Source organism: Luteimonas sp. A537 (assembly GCF_054052065.1).
In genome coordinates this window covers 183,136-207,169 of record NZ_JBSVRH010000002.1, presented here as the reverse complement: position 1 = coordinate 207,169, position 24,034 = coordinate 183,136, and the positions used below count along the sequence as shown (strand labels likewise).

Here is a 24,034-nt window from a genome sequence, read left to right as displayed (position 1 = left end):
TGGGGATAGGTTCATGGAACCTGGGATCGGTCGCACGCGTCATCTGGGCGCGGCATTGTTGCTCGCTGTGTGCGCGTGCCTGCTTGTTCCATCGGGCGGACCTCTGACGAACGTCAAAGCGTCCATGTATGCCGCCGGTGACGGTGTCGGGCGCACTTCCACAATTCCCCTCGACCCGATCTCGGATTCGGTGGGTGCCACCGCCGCGGAATTTCGCGTCGATGAATCAGGGGCGGCGACGTATTCCGTGCCGCTGTACGCGGTACCGGGCACGGCAGGAGTCGTGCCGATGCTGTCGCTTGAGTGTCCAATACTCCGGCGTGTGCTGCCGTAGCCGGCATGACTGTTGTGCAACTGCGCACCGAGATCGAATCGTTTCAGCGCGTGTGTTCCTATACGCCATCCGGCGGCGCCAACGGTCCGGCGTTCTTTACCGTGGAGCGCAAGGGCGGCTCAATTTGGGAAGTTCAAGTTGGTCGACATAACGCGAGGATCGGCGACAAGGATAAATATTCCCGGAAACGCTCTTACGATCTATGACGTACATGCCCATCCAGTAGGCGGCGGCTCATTCAGCGGCACATTGTTCTACAAGAACGGCGAGCTTTCTGCCCCAGCCGATGGCGATTATGGTCAAAGCTGGAAGAATGGCGGACTGTCGTTTCAGTACAGAGGCAGTAAGCTACACGTCGCCGGAGCGAATCAGAGTTGGTCGTTCGACTTTATCGGCTTTCGAGGCGCGGGGGGCATTGCAAGGGCGTCCGGGGGGAACATTGGCGCGCGACAATTCACACGGAGAGTCAAATGACCAAGGCAATGTTCTGCGTAATTTTATTGATGTCCTTAACCGCCTGCTTGGGCGATATTGACTCCCCGGATCAACACAAGAGTGTGTGTTAACTCGTCGGCCAATGTCTGCATCGTGCCAGTTTTCGCGCTATTCACCCATTCACGTATCTTCGATGGGGAGAATGTGGCGACACAGGGGTACCTGAAGATCCAGGAAGATGGTATTTACCTTTACCCAACACTCGAGTCGATGAAATATCGCGAGATAGAGGCTTCGATAGAAATTCTTAGTTCCGAAGAGTATGTCCAAGGGATTGAACGCGAGGACGGCCGGCGAGTCTTGGTGGTCGGGAGATATGGGATCACCGCGCCAAGATCATGGGGGGCATTGACACTGGCGAACATACCCCATGAGGTTCCGATCGCATTGGATGAGAAAACCGAAGCATTGGATAATTGATTGCGAAGAGGGTGTCAGGAATTCCGCGTGAGGCATGCCATGATGCTGCCAAGGAGCATGTATGCCACGCGAGAAGACGCCGGCGGTGCTCGCCAGCCGCGGGATCAAGAAGCCGACCACGGATGCCGTCAACGCAAACTTGTAGTGGAGCGGCCGCGTCTGGCGGCCCACCGTCCGCACGATCCGCACCGCCACGGGCGTGATCGAGTCGCAGACCACCTTCATCTTCGACACCGCCGCCAATGGCCTGGGCCGTCCGGCCTCGGAAACCATCACAGGCACCTACGATGGGCTGGCAGGGCCTGTCGGGCGTGGCGCATGCCTTCAGCCGCAGTCACACGTATGACGTGCTCGGGCGTCCGAAATCCACGACCACCCTGATCGATGGAGTGAGCTACCCGGGCGAGATCATCTACGATGCGCTCGGCCGCGCCGCCCGCGTGCGCGATGCGACGGGCCAGTGGAGCAAGACGACGTACGACACCCGCGGCTTCGCCCGTGGCCTTTGCTACAGCAGCGCCGTAGACGCCGATCCGGCCTGCGCCACACCGTGGCTGACGACGGAGGAGGCCGACGCCTGGGGCAACGTCACGCGCGAGATCCGCAGTTGGACCGGCCAACTGCCGGTGACGCGCACCTACAACGCCCTGACTGGCCGCCTGGAGCGAATCTGCGAGGACAAGCCCGGCTCAGGTGGCGCCTGCGACCTGGTGGACGAAGGATATGCCTGGGACAAGGCCGGCAACCTGCATACGCGGCAGAAGGACACCCGCTACATCGAGAGCTTCCAGTACGACTGGCTCAATCGACTCTCGCACGGATATGCCTCGGTCGCCGGCGGGGCAGAACAGTTGACGCACTGGGCCCAGTACGACCGTTTGGGGAACACGTGCGCGCGGTTGTCCGACGATGCCGGCTATGGGGTGGCATTCGGCTATGTGGGCCGCGCCGGTTGCGGTGCCGAAACGCCCAACGGTGATGGCGGCGCCGGTGATATCGGCGCCCACCAGGTCAGCCAGGTCTACAGCGGCCCGCTGGCCGGCAGCTACCACTACGACAACCGCGGCAACCACACCCTGCGCGACGTCGCGGGAACGGCCAAGGACCGTCGCATCCGCTACTCCGCCGACGACCGGCCCTACGAGATCAGCCTGGGCAGCGCCGCGGCACCGAGCCAGCGTGCACGGTTCTGGTACGGCCCCGACGGCCAGCGCTACAAGCGCGAAGACCTGGGCGGGAAGCGGACGCTGTACCTGGGCAACGTGGAGGTGGTGACCCAGGGCGCGCAGACCACGATGCGTCGGATGATCGGTGGCAGCCTGCTGCAGTTGGTGGTGAACGGGGGCAACGAAAACCGGTTCCTGTTCCACGATCAGCTGGGGAGCCTGGTGAAGGCGACCGACTCCCTGGGCACCGTGGTGCATGCGCTGGACTACATGCCCAATGGCACGCGAAGGAACACCGGCAACCCGCAGCAGCCGGTGGACAACTCGCCGGCGCTGACGCCGCGGGGGTTCACCGGGCACGAGCACGTGGACGGGTTCGACGTGATCCACATGAACGGGCGGATCTACGACCCGACGCTGGGGCGGTTCCTGCAGCCGGATCCTGTCGTCCAGGCGCCGATGGGATCCCAGGGGTGGAATGCGTATACGTATGTGTTCAACAATCCGTTGGCGTATACGGATCCGACGGGGCTGTTCAGTTGGAAAAAGATATGGCGACCACTGGTTGCGATTGTGGCGTCGGTGGTGACATACGGGGCCGCAACCGGGTGGGCCACTGCATGGCTGGCGGGAACATCACTAGCGACGAATGCAGTAGCTATTGGGGCGATTGCAGGAGGTATCGCAGGATTTGCGGGCGGTGCTATTGCGACGGGCACATTCAAAGGTGGGGTCCAAGGCGCGTTCAGCGGATTGATCTTTGGCGGGATCGCTGGACACTTCGGCGGTGGGTTCAGTTGGGGGAATGTCACCGCCTCCGGTGTAGCCGGCGGTGTCTTGGCCGACCTGCAGGGCGGCAAGTTCGGGCACGGGTTCCTGTCGGCGGGCGTGGTGGCTGCGGCAGGGCCGGGGCTGAACAAAATCGATAACGGAGCGCTTCGGGCCACTACGGCTGCAATCGTGGGCGGCACTGTCTCAGAGCTGACGGGCGGGAAGTTTGCCAACGGCGCGGCAACGGCTGCGCTCATGGTCGCGGCAGCGTCGTATTACCAGGAAAACGTTGGTGGTCGTGCGACCTTGCGTCCCGGGGAAATCAGAGAGGGGCAGGCATCATACGAGCTTGATCGAATGACTGGACAACAGCGCGAGGCAGACCGATCAATGCTTGTAATTGGCCTGAACAGGGACATGGATGGCGGTGTGAAGGACTTCTTTGCCCAAGGTGGTCCGTTGAGCAGGGCCATGAACCGGATTCCCGGTATGAACTCGCTGGCACGTACGCATGACTACTGGTTGCGGGGGCCCGAACTCGGTGGGATGAGTTTCAACTCGATCACCAACTTTGGGACGATGCTCCCGGCTGCGGGGGGCAGCTACGGCGCGCTTTTGGGGCAGGTATTCCAACCGCTGAGCTATCAGCAAATTCTGGGCATCGCCATATCAAGCAGCCACGACCGAGATGGCCGCCGCAGCTATGCCTATCTTGGTGCGATGCTGGGAGGTGACTGAGATGAAGAGGCTGTCTGCACTACTGGTGGCCCTGCTCATTTCCGGATGCGCGAGTTGGGCGGAGTGGCCACATGAGAACTTCAAGCACAATTACGGAGGACAGGTTGGTAAGCGTGCGGATGATCCTTCCACGTCGATAGCTCGTTACCCCGAGGACATCGTTGCAAAGCGATCATTGCCGAATGGAAACGTCGAGTTCGAGTTGCTGAAAGTGGTCTCACAGATTCGCGATGCGAAGTGTTTGGTCTTCTACGAGGTCGATTCAACAACGAATGTGATCGTGGCGTGGCGATTCGAGGGGGACGAGAAGATCTGCGTGTGGACGCCGTGATTTATTTCTCATGAGAATCTGCGGCGCAGGAGTGAAGGTTTCCTTGACCGCCTACCACAACCTCACCACCGGCACGCGCGATGCGCGCAACAACTTCACCAACACCTTCCGCAACGGCGCCGGCGAGGTTGTCCAGGTGGTGGAAATCACCGGTCTCGGGACGTCCTGCGAGAACTCGAATATCGAACACTATATCGACAGCTGCATGTTCGAACCCGCCCCCTGGCGGTGGGCCTGTAATCAAAACCTACTCACGAAATGCGGAATTTTCGAATAGCACCTGTTGGAGGTAGGAGTATCTGCTTGGGGCTATATTGGAGAATCGACTGTGCCAAGTTTGCACCCCATGATGACAGTTGCAAGATTGACCGTGTTCGTTTCCATAATTCCGATGCTATATTTCGTGTCTATTGATATAGGCGCTGCCCGCGGTTTCGCCTGTGACCTCTGCTACAGCAGCGCGGCCGACGACGTCCCCAGTTTTGAGTAGCACGCCGATCTGGAGTCCAGTCCCCAGGCAGAAGGAGATTGGACGTGACGAAACGCTTAAGATCGGGCCATGGACAACCTGCGCATTTCCCTGGTCCAGGGCGAAACGCTCTGGCACGACCCCGCCGGCAATCGCGACTATTACGGCGGCCTGATCGCATCGCTGCGCGGCATCACCGACCTGGTGCTGCTGCCGGAAACCTTCACCAGCGGCTTCAGCAACGACGCCATCGACCAGGCCGAAGGCATGGACGGGCCGACCGTGCAGTGGATGCGCGACCAGGCTCAGGCGCTGGGCGCGGTGGTGTCGGGAAGCGTGCAGCTGCGCGACGGCGACAGCGTCTACAACCGCATGCTCTGGGCCACGCCCGACGGCGGGCTGCAGCATTACGACAAGCGCCACCTCTTCACCTACGCGCGCGAACACGAGCGCTATGCCGCGGGTCGCGAACGCCTGGTGGTTGAACTCAGAGGCTGGAGGATCAATCCGCTGGTCTGCTACGACCTGCGCTTTCCGGTGTTTGCGCGCAACACGCTGGATGCCGAGGGTCGGCCCGCGTTCGACCTGCAGCTGTACGTGGCGAACTGGCCGGCGGCGCGCGCCTATGCCTGGAAGACGCTGCTGCGCGCGCGCGCGATCGAGAACCTGTGCTACGTGGCCGGCCTGAACCGCGTGGGGCGTGACGGCAACGGCCTGGCCTACAGCGGCGACAGCGCGGTAATCGACTTCCTAGGCGCGCCGCTCAGCGAATGCGCGGACGAGGAGGTCGTGGTGACCACGACCCTCCTTGCCGACACGCTGGCTGCCCATCGCGAACACTTCCCGGCGCTGCTTGACGGCGACGCCTTCAGCCTCGCGACCGGCTGACCTTTCTCAGGCGCCGCGTCGCCCGCCGCCACCGCCGCCGCCGCGGGGGCCGCGATTGCCGCCAGGACCCGCGCCTGCGGGGCGACCGCCGCCCGGGCGTCCACCCGCCGGCCGTCCAGCGCCCGGCTTGCCGCCACCGGGCCTGCCAGGGCCGCCAGGCCTGCCCGCACCGGCAGCCCCGCCGGGACGTCCAGCGCGACCTGCGCCCGGGCCACGAGGGCCGGCGCCTGGCGTTGCGTGATCGGAGGGGAACGACGGTGCCTTGCCATAGGGATTCCCCGCGCGTGCTGGTCTGCCCGCGCCACCCGGGCGTCCGCCGCCGGCCGGCTTGCGGCCGGCAGGCTTGCCTGCGCCCGGACCGGCGTTGCGGTGCCCGGTCGGGCCGGTGTCGACGCCATCGGGCACGTACCAGCTGCGGAACGCGGCCGGGTTGCCCTCGGGCAGGGCGCGCTTGTCCTTGCGCTGCTTGAGCGGATTGTTCGACTGTCGCGCGGCTGCCTCGCCCGTGACCGTGAGGCCGCCGGATGGCTTGCGCGGTCCGCCGCCACGACGGCCGCGGTCCTCGCGCACGTTGTCGAAACGCCGCAGCTCGCGGCCTTCGTCGGCCGTGCTGTGGCCGCCGACATAGCCCTGGCTGCGGTGCTCGCCACCCACTTGGACGGTGGACTTGGCCGCCCGGCGCTGGCCGATCACCGGCAGCAGGGTCAGTGCGGCCGGTGCGCCGTCCTCGAGTCCGAGCTTGCTGCGCAGGGCCTGGACCTTGTCATCCACCAGCTCCTGCGACTGCCCGCGCAGCAGCGGCTGCGGCAGCTCGACAGGTCCGTAGCGGACGCGCTTGAGGCGGCTGACCTGGCAGCCCTGCGATTCCCACAGGCGGCGCACTTCGCGGTTGCGGCCTTCCTTCAGCAGCACCTGGAACCACTCGTTGGAGTCGGTGCCGCCGATGCGCTTGATGTCATCGAACTTCGCCGGGCCGTCCTCCAGCGCGACGCCGCGCCGCAGCTGGTCGACGCTGCTTTCCGGCACGGTCTCCTGGCCTTCGGGCGCACGCACACGGCAGACGTACTCGCGCTCGATCTCGAACGAGGGATGCATCATCGCGTTGGCCAGCTCGCCGTCGGTGGTGAGCAGCAGCAGGCCGGTGGTGTTGATGTCCAAGCGGCCGATCGCGATCCAGCGCGCGCCCTTCAGCGCGGGCAGCGAATCGAAGATCGTGGGCCGGCCCTCGGGATCCTCACGCGTGGTGACTTCGCCCTCGGGCTTGTTGTAGAGCAGCACGCGCGCCGGCTCGGTCAGCGCGCTGGCAACGAAGCTGCGGCCGTCGAGGTCGACGCGGTCACCGCCGCCGATGCTCATGCCGACTTGGGCAACCTCGCCATTGACCTTGACCAGGCCCTCGGCGATTCGCTGTTCCAGCGCGCGGCGCGAGCCCAGGCCCGCCTGTGCGAGCACCTTGTGCAGGCGCTCCTCCATGCGGGGGGCTTCGGCTCCGGTGGCCGTGTCGGTGGTGCGCTTGAGCGACAGCTTGCGGCCGCCCGTCTTGTCTTCGGTCATTCCTGTTCCACTCCGATGCTGTCGCCGTCAACGGCGAGGGCATCTTCTTGTTGCGCCGCGTCTTGCGGCAGGGAGGATGCAGATTCGGTGGGGTCCACGGCGTCTGCGTCTGGTTCGGTTGGTGTTTCTGCTTCTTGTTCTTTCGTTGCTTCCGCGCCGGCACCATCGTGCCCCGCGTTGATGTCGCCGACCGGCATCGCGCCGTCTTCGTCGTTTGCTTGCGGCTCGAAGCGGAGCTGCGGCTCGAGTTCGCCGAAATCCTTCAGCTCCGACAGCGGCGGCAGTTCGTCCAGGCGCTTGAGGCCGAAGTAGTCGAGGAAGCCCTTGGTGGTGCCGAGGAGCTCGGGCCGGCCCGGCATGTCGCGGTGGCCGACCACGCGGATCCATTCGCGCTCTTCCAGCGCCTTGATGATATTGCTGTTGGTGGCCACGCCGCGGACCTGTTCGATCTCGCCGCGGGTGATCGGCTGGCGGTAGGCGATCAGCGCCAGGGTCTCGAGCGTGGCGCGGGTGTATTTCACCTGGCGCTCGGTCCACAGCCGCGCGACCCAGGCGTGGACGTCGGCCTGCACCTGGTAGCGCCAACCCGAAGCGACCTCGACCAGTTCCACGCCGCGCATCGCGGACTCTTCCCGCAGCGCCTCGAGCGCCTGTGCCACGCCACCATCCGGTGCGGGCTCGTCCAGCGGGAACAGGCCGTTGAGCTGCACCACGGTGAGTGGCTGGCTGCTGGCCAGCAGCGCGGCCTCGACGATGCGTTTGATCAGTTGTGGATCCATGTGCGTCCTGTTGCGGAATGCGGCGTGTCAGCGTGCCGCGTCGTCATTGTTCGCGGCGATGCCGTCGTCGTCGAACTCGCTGGAGAACTCCAGCGGCCGGTCGTCCTCGCGGACCAGGGCCAGCGATTTGACGTAGATCGGCCCGAGGGCTTCCTCCTGCACCACCTCGAGCAACTGCTCCTTGGCGAGCTCGAGGATCGACAGGAAGGTGACCACCACGCCCAGCCGGCCTTCGCGCGCTTCGAACAGTTGCTCGAAACGGTGGAAGGCCCCGTCCTCCAGGCGGGCGAGCAGCTCGCCCATGCGCTGGCGGACGCTCAGCGCCTCGCGCTTGATGGCGTGGCCGGTGAACAGCTCGGCGCGCTTGAGCACGTCGTGCAGGGCCATCAGCATCTCGCGCAGGTCCACCGCTGGCGGTAGCCGCACTTCGGCGCGCTCGGGGACGTGGGCGCTGGCAACGCTGGTGTCCCGGTCCAGGCGGGGAAGGGTGTCGATGTCCTCGGCCGCCTGCTTGAAGCGCTCGTATTCCTGCAGCCGGCGGACCAGGTCCGCGCGCGGGTCGTCCTCCAGGCCTTCATCCGCCGGAGGCCGCGGCAGCAGCATCCGCGACTTGATCTCGGCCAGGATCGCGGCCATGACCAGGTATTCGGCGGCCAGTTCGAATCGCAGCTCCTGCATCACGTCGATGTAGGCGACGTACTGGCGGGTGATCTCGGCCACCGGGATGTCGAGGATCTCGAGGTTCTGGCGGCGAATCAGGTACAGCAGCAGGTCGAGCGGGCCCTCGAAGGCTTCGAGGATGACCTCGAGCGCGTCCGGCGGGATGTACAGGTCCTGCGGCACCTGCAGCACTGGCTGGCCATGCACCATCGCCAGCGGCATTTCCTGCTGCAGCGGTCGGCTCCCGGACGCGGGGGCGTCGGGCGCGGATATGGCGGCGGTGTCTGAACCGGCTTGGGTCATCGGGTCGCGGCCCCCTCCGGGCCACTGGAACTGTGGGACGTCACGCACCCGGCCCCGATATGGAACCGCGGAATACGTCTGTGCAGCGAAAGCCGCGGGTAGTGCAGCCCGACCACTCCGCCCGGGCGCGACGGCAGGGCCGTGGCGGCGCGTGGTGGCAGTGAAGTCGTGGGCGGGCCGGTGGGGGCAGGACGGGCAGGGACCGCACCGCCCCTGCGTTCCGGCATCCGGAACCGCGGCTCAGGGTACGGGCAGGGAATATCGATTGTCCAGCCCGCCGATGCCGTGGCTTCATCGCCGGTTGCGGCTAGGATGGCGGCCATTGCCGCGAGTGGAGCCGGATTGATGTGGTATGCGATCGAAGGGCGTGACGGTCCCGGCGTGCTGGACAGGCGCGCCACCGCGCGCGAAGCGCACCTTGCGCGCCTGCACGCGCTGCGTGACGAAGGCCGCCTGCTCGTGGCCGGCCCGTGCCCGGCGATCGATTCCGAAGATCCGGGTCCCGCCGGCTTCAGCGGCAGCATCGTGATCGCGGGCTTCGAGTCGCTCGAGGAGGCCCGGGCCTGGGCCGATGCCGATCCCTATGTCGCCGCCGGGGTCTACGAAAGCGTCGAAGTGCGCCCGTTCCGGCGCGTGCTGCCCTGAACAACGGCCGCGTGCGCACGGTTCGCTGCGCGGGCGGCCGGATTGGAAAACTGCCGTGGCGCAGCATGCGCGGCCTTTGCGGCGAGCGGATGTAAACGTTTACATTTGATCCCGTCCAGGAAAGAGTGAGGATCGATGGCGGTCACGATCAAGGACGTCGCGCGCGAATCCGGGGTGTCGGTGGCCACCGTGTCGCGCGCCATCAATGGCCACGGCAACGTTGCCGCGGCGGTGCGCGAGCGCGTGCTCCGGGTGGCGCGAGAGCTCGACTATGCCCCGCACCAGGCCGCGCGTGCCCTCAGCAGCCGGCGCACGCACACCGTGGGCGTGGTGCTTCCCGACCTGCACGGGGAGTTCTTCTCCGAGCTGATCCGCGGCATTGGCCAGGTGGCGCGCGCCAACGGCCTGCACCTGCTGGTATCCAGCGACCATGGCGACCCGACGGAGCAGGGCGCGGCGCTGCAGGCGATGCGTGGCCGCGTCGACGGCGTGCTGGTGATGGCGCCGACCGACGAAGGCTCGCGATTCCTGGCCGGTCACCTCACGCCGGCGCTGCCCGCCGTGTTGATCAACACCGTAGACCCCGGAGGCACGCGGCCGGGCGTGGGCGTGGACGGCTATGGCGGCGCGCGCACCATGGTCCGGCACCTGGTTGCCGGCGGCCGTCGCCGGATCGCCTTCGTTTCCGGCCCCGCGGACAACCATGATGCCCGCGAACGCCGGCGCGGCTACGAGGAGGAGCTGGCCGCCAGCCTTCCCGGCAGCACGCCCCACGTGCTGGCAGGGGACTTCAGTGAGGCGTCCGGGCTCCGTGCTTCCGGCCAACTGCTCGCCGGAGGCTGCCGTCCCGACGCCGTGTTCGCAGCCAATGACGCAATGGCGGTCGGCTGCATGCGCGGACTCGTCGATGCCGGGGTGGAGGTGCCTGCTGACATTGCGCTTGCAGGCTTCGACGATATCCCGTTGGCACGCCATGTCCAGCCCGCGCTCACCACGATGCGGGTGGACATCGCCGAACTTGGGGGCAGGGCGCTGGAGACGCTGATCGGGCGTCTGCAGGCGGGTTCCGCGGCCACGGCTGCGGCACCGCCACCGGCAGCGCTCTCGCCCAGCCTCGTAGTGCGCGCGTCCACCGGCACCACGCGTATTCACACCGCTGCCCGTGACAGTTCCTGAACATCCGGAGACGGCCGCGATCCCCGGCCGCCCATCGTGAGACCGCCCTGGGAGGGGACACGCATGAAATCGAACCACAACCATCCGCGGAGCCGACACCCGGTCCTTTCACCGAGGCGCAGCCTGCTGTGCTGCGCGCTTGCGGCCGCGATGTTGCTGTCCGCGCCGGCCATGGCCCAATCGACCGGCGCCACGCTGCGCGGCCAGGTCCTGGTCGATTCGGCTCCCGCGACCGAAGCCACGGTGACGGCCACCAGTACCGCGACGGGCCTGACGCGCAGCGTGCAGGCCAGCAACGGCAGCTACAGCCTGGCCGGCCTGCCGCCGGGCACGTACCGGGTCGACGTGGTCGCCGGTGGCGAGGCCAGCAGCCAGGAAGTGTCCCTGCGCATTGGCCAGACAGCGACGCTGGACCTGCGCGCCGGTGGCCTGGCCGAAGCCGCCCCCTCCGGCGAGGCGACGGAGTTCGACACCGTCGTCGTCACCGCCCCGCCCATGATTGAAACGCGCACCTCCGAAGTCGCGACCTACGTCTCGCAGCGGCAGATCGAGGCGCTCCCCCAGGCGTCGCGCAACTTCCTCGCCTTTGCCGACACCGTGCCGGGCATGATTTTCGAAACCGGCTCCGATGGCTCCAGCAAGTTGCGCGGCGGATCCCAGAGTTCGAATGGCATCAACGTCTTCATCGACGGCGTGGGCCAGAAAAACTATGTGCTGAAGGGCGGTGTCAGCGGCCAGGATTCCACCAGCGGCAACCCGTTCCCGCAGCTTGCGATCGGCGAGTACAAGGTCATCACCTCGAACTACAAGGCCGAGTACGACCAGATCAGCAGCGCCGCCATCACCGCGGTGACGCGCTCGGGCGGCAACGAGTTCGAAGGCAGCTTCTTCCGGGACTACACCTCCGACACCTGGCGCTCGAAGACCCTGCGCGAGGAGGCGGACGGCGCGAAGGTTCCCTCGAGCGAGGAGCAGTACGGCGTCGCGTTCAGCGGTCCGATCATCCAGGACCGGCTGTTCTTCTTCGTCACCTACGAAGCCAAGGAAATCGATCGCCCGCGCGACGTGCGCATCGGGGACACGGCGTTCAATCCCGCGCACCTGACGCCGGAGCTCGCGGCCAACCTCGGGTCGTACACCGCCCCGTTCCAGCAGGACATGTACTTCGGCAAGCTCACCTGGTACGTCAACGACGACCACATGGTCGACCTGTCGGTCAGGCGCCGCGACGAAGAGGAGCTGCAGGGGATCGGCGACGGCCCGAACACACCTTCGTACGGCACCAGCAAGACCAACGACAGCACCCGCATCGACTTGCGCTGGCAGTGGACCGGTGACAGCTGGATCAACGATTTCCACCTGACGTCCGAGGATGATTTCTGGAGTCCGCGCCCGATCACCATCGGCCCGGGCCTGGACATCCGCAACACACTGGTCAACGAGGACGGCAGCACCATCCTCAACCTTGGGGGCGGCCGCGATTACCAGAACAAGGGACAGAAGGGCTATTCGCTGCAGAACGATTTCACGTTCACCGGATTCGAGGCGCACACGCTCAAGGCAGGCATCAAGCTGAAGTCGGTGGATGTCGAATCACTGGAGCAGCTGCCCTACAACGCCCAGTACCGGATGGACTACTACGAAAACCTGGAGGCGGGACGCACCAGTGTCGATGCGTTCGTGCCCTGGCAAGTGGAATTTGGCGCGCCACTTGGCGGCGAGGACCGCGCGGTGAGGTCGAACAACAGGCAGTTCGGCATCTACCTGCAGGACGACTGGCAGGTGAACGACAAGCTGATACTCAACATGGGCCTCCGCTACGACTACGAGGAAACGCCGGCGTTCGAGGACTTCGTCACTCCCGCGGATCTTGCGGCCGCGCTCAGGGCATGGCCCAATCTGCAGGGCCCGAACGTGGATTACGACATCGAGGATTACATCAGCAACGGCCGCAACCGGAAGCCGGACAAGGACAACTGGGCGCCGCGGCTGGGATTCTCGTATGACCTCTTTGCCGACCAGCGCCACGTGCTGTTCGGCGGTGTCGGGCGGTCCTATGACCGCACTCTGTTCGACTACCTCGCGCTGGAACAGACCAAGAACACCTTTCCCGGCTACACCTATTTCTTCAATACCCCGGACCATGACTGCTCGGCAGCCGGACCGACCTGCCTGGAATGGGATCCGTCCTACTACGATATCCAGAACCTCTACGCCTTGGTCGCGGACAGTCCCAACCTGGGCGCCGAGGTCAACCTGATCAACAACGATCTGGAGACGCCGTACTCGGACCAGCTCAGCGTCGGCATCCGCAACAGCTTCACGCTGGGCGGCCATGACTGGAACACGTCGACCACGTTGTCCCATGTGCGCAGCTACGAGGGCATCCTGTTCACCCTGGGCAACCGCTGGCCGGACGGCAGCTTCCGCGACCCCGCCAATCCGGATGCGACCTGGGGCGGCCAGCCCTGGGGCCAGCCGATCCCGGGCTACGGCACGCTGGTCATCGCCGACAACGGCATCGAGACGAAGTTGAACTCGCTGCTGTTCTCGCTCGACAAACCATTCAGCCGTGATTCGCCCTGGGGCGTGACCGTTGCGTACACCTACAGCGACGCGAAGGAGAACCGCTTCAATACGGCCAATGGGGACGAGCACTACCTTTTCGATGGTCCCGGCCTGGACGGCCAGCGGTTCCTGACGGCGGTCGGCGTGCCCAGGCACCGCCTGGTCGCGACCGGCATCGCGGAGTGGGCCGGAGTCACCTTCTCCAGCAAGCTGACGTTGGCGAGCCCGTCGCCAAAGGATTCGGTCAACTGCTACAACGTCGACGCTCCCGGCAACTGCTACTTCGACGAGTTCATCCCGGATGGTTCGATCGGCTTCAAGCAGTTCGATGTCGCCATACAGAAGGTGTGGGAGACCGGGACCGACATCAGGTTCCGTGTCCGTGGCGACTTCATCAACGTGTTCAACTGGCAGAACTACCTCGACTACAACACGAGCCGCGGCGACCCGGGGAATCCGAACCCGGAATTCGGTCGGCGCAGCGGCAACGGCACCGTGTGGCCGCCGAGGATGTTCAAGCTGTCCCTTGGCTTCGACTGGTAGGAGCCAATCAAGGCAATGCGATCCGTTTCATTCCATCGTTTGAAGTACGTCGGGCCCTTGCTCGCCGTCCTTTTGTTCGCAGGCTGCGGGCGGGACGCGCCGGAGCCCGAGGTATCACCGCCGCGGCCGGGGCCGATCGAGGAGGTGGTGGTGACCGCACCACCACCCGATGCCGTGGCGCCGGCGGCGGCCGGACAGCTGCCGCCGTTGTTCGACGACATCGAGAAGCGCACCTTCCAGTTCTTCTGGGATACCACCGACGAGCGCAACGGCATGACGCCCGACCGCTTCCCGTCGCGGCCGTTCGCCAGCGTGGCGGCGATCGGCTTCGCGCTGACGGCGTATCCGATCGGGATCGAGAACGGCTGGATCAGCCGGCGGCAGGCAGTGGACCGGACCCTGCTGACGCTGGAGTTCCTGCTTGAATCGCCGCAGGGGCCGGAAGAGACCGGCACCATCGGGCACCGCGGGTTCTTCTACCACTTCCTCGACATGCGTACCGGCCATCGCTACGAGCCCTGGGTGGAACTGTCGAGCGTCGACACCGGCTTGATGATGCTGGGCGTGCTGTTCGCGCAAAGCTATTACGACGGCGACGATCCGCGCGAGCAGCGGATCCGCGAGGTCGCCGACGAGCTTTACCGGCGCATCGAGTGGCCCTGGCTGCAGCAGCGCCCGCCGTTGATCTCGATGGGCTGGTATCCCGAACGTGGCTTCATCGAGCACGACTGGACCGGCTACGACGAGGCGATGCTGGTCTACATCCTGGCGCTGGCCTCGCCCACGCATCCGATCGGGCCGGAGGCCTGGGAGGCATGGACCCGCACCTACGACGACAGCTGGGGCATCTTCCAGGGCCAGGAGTACCTCAGCTTCGCGCCGCAGTTCGGCCACCAGTACACGCATGCCTGGATCGACTTCCGCGGCATCCGCGACGCCTACATGCGCGGCCGCGGCATCGACTATTTCGAGAATTCGCGGCGCGCGACCTACGCCCAGCGCTCGTACGCGATCGAGAACCCGATGGGCTGGAAGGGCTACGGCGCCGACATCTGGGGCCTGACGGCGAGCGACGGGCCGCAGCGCACCGACCAGGAATACGAGGGCGTGATGCGCGAGTTCCGCCATTACAGTGCCCGCGGGGCGGGCATCGCGGTCGCCTTCGACGACGGCACCATCGCGCCCACCGCGGCGATCGCCTCGCTGCCCTTCGCGCCCGAGCTGGTGATCCCGGCCACGCAGGCGCTGGTCGAGCAGCATGGTGAGTACCTCTATTCCAGCTACGGCTTCCTGGACTCGTTCAATCCGAGCTTCGATTACGACATCCCGCTCAAGACCGGGCGCATCGTCCCCGGCAAGGGCTGGGTGGCCAGCGATTACATCGGCATCGACCAGGGCCCGATCCTGATCGGCATCGCCAACCACAGGCGCGAATTCGTCTGGAACGTGATGAAGCGCAATCCCTATATCCGCGCCGGACTGGAGCGCGCGGGCTTCACCGGTGGCTGGCTGGCGGAGCAGCAGGCGCAGGATGAGGCCGAGGCCCGGAAGGACGCGCAGGCGCAGACGCCTGAAGCGGCCGCCGGGGACAGCGCGGGCGCCACCGGCGGGGACGCGGTGGGCGACAGCACTTCGGATGCCGGTGCGCCAGCGGAAGGCCGCCGCGATGTGCCGGCGCGTGCGCCGTCTCCGTCGCTCGCGGACTGACCGGGGATGCCACGCCTTCGCGCCGGCCTTGCCATCGTCCTGTCGTTGGCGGCAGTGGCCAGCCTGGTGACGGGCTGCGCGCGCCCGGCCGACGGGGACACGACCACGATCCGCTTCTGGGCGATGGGCCGTGAGGCAGAGCTGGTCGCGGAACTGCTGCCCGGCTTCCGGCGTGAGCATCCGCACGTACGCGTGGAGCTGCAGGCGATTCCCTGGAGCGCGGCGCACGAAAAGCTGTTGACCGCCTATGCCGCCGACGCCATGCCCGACCTGCTGCAGCTGGGCAACACCTGGATCCCGGAGTTCGCGGCGCTCGACGCGCTGGAGCCCCTGCAGGCGCGTATCGACGCCTCCGATGCAATCGTCACTGACGATTACTTCCCGGGTATCTGGGACACCAACGTGGTCGACGACCGCGTGTTCGGCGTGCCGTGGTACGTCGATACCCGGTTGTTGTTCTACCGCAAGGACATCCTGCGCGAGGCGGGTGTCGCCGCCTTGCCACGCAACTGGGATGAATGGGCCGCGGCGATGGCCGCAGTGAAGCGCCACGTCGGCCCGGGGCGCTACGCGATCCTGCTGCCGCTCAACGAGTTCGAGCCGCAGCTGTCGCTTGCCCTGCAGCAGCCCGACCCGCTGCTGCGCGAGCAGGGCACCCGCGGCAACTTCGACAGCCCGGGTTTCCGCAGCGCGCTGGCGTTCTATGTGCGGATGTTCGATGAGGGCTGGGCGCCGGTGCTGTCGGAAACCCAGATCTCCAACGTCTGGGACGAGTTCTTCCGCGGCTTCAACGCCTTCTACCTGTCGGGGCCATGGAACATCCGCGAGTTCCGCAGGCGCGCGCCGGAGGAGCTTGCCGACCAATGGGGGACGATGCCGCTGCCGGGCCCCGATGGCCCCGGTGCCGGAATCGCGGGCGGAACCAGCCTGGTGCTGCCGCGCGGCGGCACGCATGGCGATGCCGCGTGGCTGCTGGTGGAATACCTCTCGCGGCCCGACGTGCAGCGCCGCTTCCACGCCCTCAGCGGCAACCTGCCGCCGCGCCGCAGCGCCTGGGAGCATCCCGATCTCGCCGGCGATCCGCTGGCGGCCGCCTTCCGCGACCAGCTCGAACGCGTGCGGCCCACGCCCAAGGTGCTGGAGTGGGAGCGCATCGCGCAGGAAATGCGCCTGGTGACCGAACGCGTGGTGCGTGGCGGGCTGGCGCAGGACCAGGCCGTGCGCGAGCTGGATGCCAGCGTCGACGCCATCCTCGCCAAGCGCCGCTGGATCCTGGCGCAGGAGGGCGGCGATGCGCGCTGACGCTGCGGGCTGGATCTTCGTGGCGCCGGCGCTGCTGGTGCTGGGCCTGTTCTTCGCGCTGCCGGTGGCTTCGGCACTGCTGCTGAGCCTGACCGACTTCGACCTTTACGCACTGGCCGACCCGGCGAACCTGCGCTTCGTCGCGCTCGACAACTACATCGACCTGCTGCGCACGCCGATATTCTGGAAGGCGCTGTGGAACACGACGTACTTCGTGGTGGTCGGCGTCCCCCTGTCGATCGCGGTGTCGCTTGCCGCGGCCCTGCTGCTCGACTCGCAGTTCGCGCGCGGCAAAGCGTTCTTCCGCACCGCGCTGTTCGCCCCGGTGGTGACCACCCTGGTCGCGGTGGCGGTGATCTGGCGCTACCTGTTCCACACCAGCTACGGCCTGGTGAACTGGGCGCTCGGGCACATCGGCATCGGTCCGGTCGACTGGCTGGGCGACCCGCTGTGGGCGATGCCGACGATCATCGGCTTCGCGGTCTGGAAGAACTTCGGCTACAACATGGTGATCCTGCTCGCCGGCCTGCAGGCGATCCCGCGCGAGCTCTACGAGGCCGCGCGCATCGACGGCGCCTCCACCTGGCGGCAGCTGGTGCACATCACGCTGCCATCGCTGGGGCCGGTGCTGCTGGTGGTGGCGGTGATCACGGTGTCGGGCTATTTCCAGCTCTTCGCCGAGCCTTATGTGATGACCCGTGGCGACCCGCTGCAGTCGACCGTAAGCGTGCTCTACCTCATGTTCGAGGAAGGCTTCAAATGGTGGAACCTCGGGCGCGCCTCGGCGGTGGCGTTCATGCTGTTCCTGGTGATCCTGGGGGTGACCACGCTGCTGCTGCGCGCCGGGCGCCGCCGGGACCTGGTATGAGCCGGCCGGTCGGCGGCACGCGCCTGGACACGCTGGTGGTCAACGGCGCGCTGGTGCTGTTCGCGCTGCTCGCGCTGGCGCCGCTGGCGTGGATGGTCTCGGTGTCGTTCATGCCGATGGGCGAAGCCAGCCGCTTCCCGCCGCCGCTGCTGCCCACCGCGACCACGCTCGACAACTACCGCGAGCTGTTCGCGCGCACCGGCTTCGGCCGCGCCTTCGCCAACAGCCTGGCGGTGTCGCTGGCGATCACGCTCGGCTCGCTGGTGGTGAACACCGCGGCCGGCTATGCCTTCGCCAAGCTCCGCTTCCGCGGCCGCGAGCGCCTGTTCCAGGTACTGCTGGCGGCGCTGGTGGTGCCGGCGCAGGTGGCGATGCTGCCGCTGTTCCTGCTGATGAAGGAGCTCGGCCTGGTGAACAGCCTGGGCGGGGTGGTGGTGCCGGCCCTGGCGGGCGTGTTCGGTATTTTCCTGGTGCGGCAGTACGCACGCTCGATTCCCGATGCACTGGTCGAGGCCGCGCGCATCGACGGCGCCGGCGAGATGCGCATCTTCGTGCAGGTGGTCCTGCCGATGCTGAAGCCGGTGCTGGTGACGCTTGCGATCTTCACCTTCATGGCGGCGTGGAACGACTTCATGTGGCCGCTGATCGTGCTGGCCGAGCAGCAGCAGTACACGCTGCCGGTGGCGCTCGCAGCGCTGTCGCGCGAGCACATCATGGACGTGGAGATGATGATGGCCGGTGCCGTGGTCACGGTGCTGCCGGTGCTGCTGCTGTTCCTGGGGCTGCAGCGCTGGTACATGCAGGGGCTGCTCATGGGTAGCGTAAAGGGATGAGGAAGATGTGCGCGATGGCGGTGCGGAGCGGAAATCGGCGGCCTTGGTGGGGCACGGCCGGAGCAGTGCTGATGGCGCTGGCGGCGTTGGCAGGCGGGTCCATGGCGACGCCGGCGTTTGCCCAGGAAGCGTTGACCACGCGCCTGCTCGACGGCTTCGACGAGCCGCGGGCATGGAGCGTGGTGGCATCCGACCAGGTCGACGCGGAGATCCGCGCCATCGATGGCGAAGAAGGTCGTGGGCTGTGTCTTGACTACGACTTCAACGGCGTCTCCGGCCACGCCGGCATCCAGCGCGCGCTGCCGCTGGAGTATCCCGGCAACTACCGCTTCGACCTGCGCCTGCGTGGGGACGCGCCCGCCAACGACCTGCAATTCAAGCTCGTCGATGCCAGTGGTGACAACGTGTGGTGGGTAAACCGCAGCGGGCAGGAACCGCCGTCGGACTGGACGCCGGTGCACTACAAGGCGCGGCACATCGTGAAAGCCTGGGGCCCGGATCCGGATCCCGTGCTGCGCGCCAGCGCCAAGCTGGAGTTCGTGGTCTACAACCGCGTCGGCGGCCGCGGCTCGGTGTGCTTCGACGAACTCGTCTTCAGCGAGCTGGCACCAAACGACGACAGCCCCCTGGCCGCGACTGCGCTCAGCACCGCGGGAGACGCCGCTGCCACGGTCGACGGCGATCCCGCCAGCGCCTGGCGCGCCCCGGTGGTCACCGGCGGGCAGCGCCTGGTGCTCGATCTCGGCAGCGTCCGCGAGTTGGGCGGCCTGGTTCTGGACTGGCTGCCTGCGGCGCAGGCTTCGCGCTACCGCATCCAGATGTCTGCCGACGGCATGGCCTGGCACGAAGCGCGCGAGGTGAGCGGCAGCGATGGCGGCCGGGACTGGATCGCGCTGCCGGAGTCCGAAGCGCGCTATGTCGCCCTGGATTTCCTGGCCGGGGCCGGCCAGGAATTCGGGCTGGCCGAAGCCACGCTCAAGCCGCTCGACTTCAGCGCCCATCCGAACGATTTCGTGCGCGCGGTGGCCGCCGACCTGCCGCGCGGCCGCTATCCGCGCGGCTTCAGCGGCGAGCAGCCGTACTGGACCATCCTCGGCCTCGACGGCGGACTGCAGCAGGGGCTCATCGGCGAAGACGGGGCGGTGGAAGTGGCCCGCGCCGGCTTCAGCATCGAGCCCTTCGTGATCGCCGACGGCCGCCTGGTCTCCTGGGCGGACGCCACGCCACGGCAGTCGCTGCAGGACGGCTACCTGCCGATCCCGAGCGTGGACTGGCGGCACGATGGTTTTTCGCTGCGGGTCACCGCGTTCGCCGCCGGCGATGCGGCGCGCTCGCAGCTGGTGCTGCGCTACCACCTGGCCAACACCACGGGGCGTGCGCAGGAGCTTCAGCTCGCGCTCGCCGCGCGACCACTGCAGGTGAACCCGCCGACGCAATTCCTCAACACCCTCGGTGGCGTCAGCCGGATCAGCGGCATCGCGGTGGACGGCGGAATGGTGTCGGTGGCCGGCGTGCCGCGGGTGTTCGCCAAACAGGTGCCCACGGTTTCCTTCGCCTCGGCCTTCGACGCCGGCGATGTCGTGCAGCACCTCGCCGCCGGCAAGCTGCCGTCAACCATGCGCGTCGTCGACGACCCGACGGGCCTTGCCTCGGCGGCGCTGGTCTACCGCATGAAGCTGGGCCCGGGCGAAGTCGGCAGCGTCGACGTGATGGTGCCGATGACCGGCGGCAGCGGCCCGGCGCGGCGCTGGTGGGATGCGGAGGAGCTGCAGCACCGGGTCGCGGCGGACTGGCGCGGCAGGCTCGACCAGGTGCAGCTGGAGCTGCCGCCGCAGGGGCGGGCGCTGGCGGACAGCCTGCGCACCGCGCTCGCGCACATGCTCATTTCGCGCGTGGGTCCGCGGCTGCAGCCGGGAACGCGCTCGTACTCGCGCAGCTGGATCCGCGACGGCGCGATGATTTCCGAAGGGCTGCTGCGGATGGGGCGCGCCGACGCCGTGCGGGATTACGTGGAGTGGTATGCACCCTTCCAGTTCGACAACGGCAAGGTGCCCTGCTGCGTCGACGACCGCGGCAGCGACCCGGTCCCGGAGAACGACAGCCACGGCGAGCTGATCTTCAACATCGCCGAGTACTGGCGCTACACCGGCGACCACGCCTTCCTCGAACGCATGTGGCCGCATGTGCTGGCCGCCTACGAATACATGGAGGTGCTGGCCCTGAGCGAACGCACCGAAGCCAACCGCGCCCTCGATCCCGCGTTCTTCGGAATGATGCCGGCCTCGATCAGCCACGAAGGCTATTCGGCCAAGCCGATGCACTCGTACTGGGACAATTTCTGGGCGCTGCGTGGCTACAAGGACGCGGTGCAGGTAGCCCAGGCGCTGGGCAAGGATACCGACGCGGCGCGCATGGCGGCGTCGCGCGACCGTTTCCGCGCTGACCTGCTGGCGTCACTGGACGCCGCCGCGACCCGCCATGGCATCGATTTCCTGCCTGGTGCGGCCGAACTTGGCGACTTCGATGCCACCTCGACCACGATCGCGCTGGCGCCCGGCGGCGAGCTCGCCAACCTGCCCGCCGATCGGGTGCGCAACACCTTCGGACGCTACTGGCGCGAATTCGTCCAGCGCCGCGACGGCGATCGCGAATGGAAGGACTACACGCCCTACGAATGGCGCAACGTCGGCGCCTTCGTGCGCCTGGGCTGGCGCGAACGTGCCTGGGAAGCTGCGCAGTGGTTCCTTGACGATCGCGCGCCGCCGGCCTGGAACCAGTGGGCCGAAGTGGTGACGCCGACGCCGCGCAAGCCGTTCTTCCTTGGCGACCTGCCGCATGCGTGGGTGGCGTCCGACTTCGTGCGTTCGGCGCTGGACATGTTCGCCTATGCGCGTGAGTCGGATGACAGCCTGGTGCTTGCTGCCGGCGTGCCCGCGGAATGGCTGGACCAGGGCGTCGCCGTGCGCGGCCTGCGCACGCCGCAGGGCACGCTCGCCTATTCGCTGCGACGCGCGGAGGACGTGCTGGTGCTGGAGGTGGAGGACGGGCTCGAGCTGCCGCCTGGCGGGCTGGTGCTGCCCTGGCCGTGGGCCGATGGCGCGCCGGGAGCCACCGCGATTGATGGACGCCCGGCCACGTGGGAGGCCGGCGAACTGCGCATCATGCAGGTCCCGGCGCGGATCGAGATCAGCGGCGCAGGTAGCGGGTCCTGAAGCGGCCCGGCATCGGCAGGGCCCGACGTTTCACGGACACCAGAGGATCCGCAGCGTCGCGCCGGGCGTGAGGAAGGCCATGCGTACCGGAAATTCCATCGGGTCGTCGCCGGCCAGCACGCGGTCGAGGAGCTCGCGCTTGCGGGCACCGCGGATCAGCAACAGCCGCGTGTGCGCCGGGGCCAGCCCCGCGGGCGTCAGGCTCACCCGGCGCGTCCATGGACCGGCGCCCGGGCAGCCGGTGGCATCGACGGCAACGTAGGATCGGGGCGAGGCGAGGGCGTCGGCAAGCCCGATCATGTTCGGGAACAGCGAGCCGACGTGGCCGTCCTCGCCCATGCCCAGCACGACGATGCCGGCCGGATGCGCGGCATGCATGTTCGCGATCGTCACCGCTTCCTCGATGCTTCGCCCGGGCCGGGTGATCGACTCGAAGCGCGCGGCCTCGGCGTGATCGACGAGCAGCGACTCCCGGACCAGGCGCGCGTTGCTGGCGGGTTCGTCGGGCAGCAGCCAGCGTTCATCGACCAGGGCGACATCGACCCGGTCCCAGTCCAGCGGCGCGCGAGCGAGCGCGGCGTAGGCCGGTCCCGGCGTGCGGCCACCGGAAAGCAGCAGCCGCGTCCTGGGTTCGGATTCCAGGCTGCGGCGCAGGGCCGCGGCAAGGGTCACGGCCGCAGCCCACGCCCACTGCGTGCTGTCCTGGAATGCCTGGAACTCGACCCCGGCGCGCAGCTGGATACCTCCGTTGGCGCCGGTCGCACTCATCCCGCGGCTCCGTGGCGCTGGCTGGAAAATGCATGCATGCCGGGCGCCAGGGTCGTCTAGTAAGGGAGCGGATCGGAGAGCGTGCGCCCGTTGCTGGCGATCACGTCGGAATACCAGCGCGCACTGTCCTTGGGCGTGCGTTCCTGCGTGCCGTAGTTCACATGCACGATGCCGAAGCGTTTCGAATACCCGAGCGACCACTCCAGGTTGTCCAGCAGCGACCACGCCATGTAGCCGCGCACGTCCACTCCGGCGTCGATCGCTTCGCGGATCGCGGTGATGTGCTTGCGCAGGTAGTCGATGCGCAACGGGTCGCGGATGCGCCCGCCCTCGGCCACCGTCTGGTCGAAGAAGGCGGCGCCGTTTTCGGTGATGTAGACGGGCAGGTCGCCGTAGGTCTGTTTGAACCACAGCAGCAGGTCGGTCAGGCCTTGGGGGAACACTTCCCAGCCGGTCTCGGTATAGGTGCCCAGCGGCTGCCGCACCACGTCGGTCTTCAGCGGGTAGCTGTCGCCGGCGGCGGTGACGCTGCGGGTGTAGTAGTTGATGCCGACGAAGTCCAGCGGCTGCCGGATCAGCTCGAAGTCCTCAGCCGGCCAGTCCGGCCAGGCGTCGCCGAAGATCTCCTTCAGCTCCGGCGGGTAATGGCCGAGCAGGGCGGGATGCAGGAACTGCTCGTTCATGTAGGCATGCGCGCGGCGCACGGCGGCGGCGTCCTCGGCCGAATCGCTGGCCGGATACTTGGGCTCGATGTTCACCACCAGGCCGATCTCGTGCTTGCCTTCGGCGCGATAGGCCTGCACCGCGGCACCGTGCGCGCGCATCAGGTTGTGCGCGGCGATCGGTGCTTCGTAGCGGCTGCGGTGGCCGGGCGCCAACGCGCCGTGCAGGTAGCCGCCGTCGGTGACCACCCAGGGCTCGTTGATCGTGGCCCACTTCTTCACCCGGCCGTCGAGCGCGCGGTAGAGCGTCGTGCCGTATTCGGCGAACCAGTCGGCGCAGTCGCGATTGAGCCAGCCGCCGCGATCGTCGAGCGCCGCCGGCAGGTCCCAGTGGAACAGCGTGGCCAGCGGCTCGATGTCGTTGGCCAGCAATTCGTCGACCAGGCGCGAATAGAAATCCACGCCCTTCCGGTTGACGCGGCCCATGCCCTCGGGATGGATGCGCGACCACGACACGCTGAAGCGATAGGCCTTGAGCCCGAGTTCGCGCATCAGCGCGACGTCGTCCTTCCAGCGGTTGTAATGGTCGCAGGCGACGTCGCCGGTATCACCGTTGAGGGTCATGCCCGGCGTGTGCGCGAAGCGCGTCCAGATGCTGGCGCCGGCGCCGTCGGCCAGCGGCGAGCCTTCGATCTGGTGGGCCGCGGTGGCGGCACCCCAGAGGAAGCCTTCGGGGAAAACGAGGTCTCTTGCAGGACCAGTGGAGTCGGACATGGACAAGGGGCTCCGGGCGGATCGGCGCGCAGGAATGCGTTGAAAACGGTTACATTGCGAGGATAACG

At 67.1% G+C, this 24,034-nt stretch carries 18 protein-coding genes and 1 pseudogene; 14 read left to right on the top strand and 5 right to left on the bottom strand.

What is annotated here, in order from left to right; genetic code table 11:
• Positions 1-303 precede the first annotated feature (303 nt).
• The 6 genes from ACW7GZ_RS04805 (at position 304) to ACW7GZ_RS04780 (ending at position 5,612) form a co-directional block, all read left to right on the top strand.
• Positions 304-540, top strand: coding sequence for a hypothetical protein (locus tag ACW7GZ_RS04805; RefSeq protein WP_457008152.1), 237 nt, complete (start codon positions 304-306; stop codon positions 538-540).
• A 382-nt stretch (positions 541-922) separates the two neighbouring features.
• Positions 923-1,249: a hypothetical protein gene (locus ACW7GZ_RS04800; protein WP_457008150.1), complete on the top strand. Its 327-nt coding sequence runs from the start codon at positions 923-925 to the stop codon at positions 1,247-1,249.
• 287 nt (positions 1,250-1,536) lie between these two features.
• Entirely contained in the window at positions 1,537-3,924 is a 2,388-nt protein-coding gene (locus ACW7GZ_RS04795) for an RHS repeat domain-containing protein (protein WP_457008148.1), read from the top strand.
• Between the two features lies 1 nt (position 3,925).
• Positions 3,926-4,255 carry a hypothetical protein gene (locus ACW7GZ_RS04790; RefSeq protein ID WP_457008146.1) on the top strand — a complete coding sequence of 110 codons (330 nt, stop codon included), beginning with the start codon at positions 3,926-3,928 and terminating at the stop codon, positions 4,253-4,255.
• A gap of 43 nt (positions 4,256-4,298) precedes the next feature.
• Positions 4,299-4,532, top strand: a complete 234-nt coding sequence (locus ACW7GZ_RS04785; RefSeq protein WP_457008144.1) for a hypothetical protein — start codon at positions 4,299-4,301, stop codon at positions 4,530-4,532.
• 282 nt (positions 4,533-4,814) lie between these two features.
• A complete protein-coding gene (locus ACW7GZ_RS04780; RefSeq protein ID WP_457008142.1) occupies positions 4,815-5,612 on the top strand; it encodes an amidohydrolase in 798 nt (265 codons plus the stop codon).
• 6 nt (positions 5,613-5,618) lie between these two features.
• Here the strand turns inward: ACW7GZ_RS04780 and ACW7GZ_RS04775 are convergent, their stop codons facing one another.
• The 3 genes and pseudogenes from ACW7GZ_RS04775 to ACW7GZ_RS04765 all read right to left on the bottom strand — a co-directional run bounded on the left by ACW7GZ_RS04775 (position 5,619) and on the right by ACW7GZ_RS04765 (position 8,827).
• Positions 5,619-7,166 carry a pseudouridine synthase gene (locus ACW7GZ_RS04775; protein ID WP_457008140.1) on the bottom strand — a complete coding sequence of 516 codons (1,548 nt, stop codon included), beginning with the start codon at positions 7,164-7,166 and terminating at the stop codon, positions 5,619-5,621.
• 38 nt (positions 7,167-7,204) lie between these two features.
• Positions 7,205-7,945: pseudogene (gene scpB / locus ACW7GZ_RS04770) on the bottom strand (SMC-Scp complex subunit ScpB); the annotation flags it as partial.
• 27 nt (positions 7,946-7,972) lie between these two features.
• Positions 7,973-8,827 (bottom strand): segregation and condensation protein A, encoded by an 855-nt coding sequence (locus ACW7GZ_RS04765; protein ID WP_457003657.1) that lies wholly within the window; start codon positions 8,825-8,827, stop codon positions 7,973-7,975.
• A 426-nt stretch (positions 8,828-9,253) separates the two neighbouring features.
• Between ACW7GZ_RS04765 and ACW7GZ_RS04760 the strand changes: the two genes are divergently transcribed.
• The 8 genes from ACW7GZ_RS04760 (at position 9,254) to ACW7GZ_RS04725 (ending at position 21,762) form a co-directional block, all read left to right on the top strand.
• Positions 9,254-9,553 (top strand): YciI family protein, encoded by a 300-nt coding sequence (locus ACW7GZ_RS04760; RefSeq protein WP_457008138.1) that lies wholly within the window; start codon positions 9,254-9,256, stop codon positions 9,551-9,553.
• Positions 9,554-9,688: 135 nt separating this feature from the next.
• Entirely contained in the window at positions 9,689-10,729 is a 1,041-nt protein-coding gene (locus ACW7GZ_RS04755) for a LacI family DNA-binding transcriptional regulator (protein ID WP_457008136.1), read from the top strand.
• Between the two features lie 63 nt (positions 10,730-10,792).
• A complete protein-coding gene (locus ACW7GZ_RS04750) occupies positions 10,793-13,840 on the top strand; it encodes a TonB-dependent receptor (protein WP_457008134.1) in 3,048 nt (1,015 codons plus the stop codon).
• 15 nt (positions 13,841-13,855) lie between these two features.
• Positions 13,856-15,547: a glucoamylase family protein gene (locus tag ACW7GZ_RS04745; RefSeq protein ID WP_457003665.1), complete on the top strand. Its 1,692-nt coding sequence runs from the start codon at positions 13,856-13,858 to the stop codon at positions 15,545-15,547.
• A gap of 6 nt (positions 15,548-15,553) precedes the next feature.
• Positions 15,554-16,849: a sugar ABC transporter substrate-binding protein gene (locus ACW7GZ_RS04740; RefSeq protein WP_457008132.1), complete on the top strand. Its 1,296-nt coding sequence runs from the start codon at positions 15,554-15,556 to the stop codon at positions 16,847-16,849.
• A complete protein-coding gene (locus ACW7GZ_RS04735) occupies positions 16,839-17,717 on the top strand; it encodes a carbohydrate ABC transporter permease (RefSeq protein WP_457008130.1) in 879 nt (292 codons plus the stop codon). Before ACW7GZ_RS04740 ends, ACW7GZ_RS04735 begins: the two co-directional genes overlap by 11 nt.
• Complete coding sequence (locus ACW7GZ_RS04730; protein ID WP_457008128.1) at positions 17,714-18,550, top strand: carbohydrate ABC transporter permease; 837 nt, start codon at positions 17,714-17,716, stop codon at positions 18,548-18,550. Before ACW7GZ_RS04735 ends, ACW7GZ_RS04730 begins: the two co-directional genes overlap by 4 nt.
• Positions 18,551-18,621: 71 nt before the next feature.
• Positions 18,622-21,762 carry a discoidin domain-containing protein gene (locus ACW7GZ_RS04725; protein ID WP_457008126.1) on the top strand — a complete coding sequence of 1,047 codons (3,141 nt, stop codon included), beginning with the start codon at positions 18,622-18,624 and terminating at the stop codon, positions 21,760-21,762.
• Positions 21,763-21,792: 30 nt separating this feature from the next.
• Here ACW7GZ_RS04725 and pgl read toward each other — a convergent pair whose 3' ends face one another.
• The gene (pgl, locus tag ACW7GZ_RS04720) at positions 21,793-22,530 is read right to left on the bottom strand and encodes a 6-phosphogluconolactonase (RefSeq protein ID WP_457003674.1); all 738 of its coding nucleotides are present in this window, start codon (positions 22,528-22,530) and stop codon (positions 21,793-21,795) included.
• Positions 22,531-22,586: 56 nt separating this feature from the next.
• Entirely contained in the window at positions 22,587-23,966 is a 1,380-nt protein-coding gene (locus ACW7GZ_RS04715) for a GH1 family beta-glucosidase (RefSeq protein ID WP_457008124.1), read from the bottom strand.
• Positions 23,967-24,034: the final 68 nt, after the last annotated feature.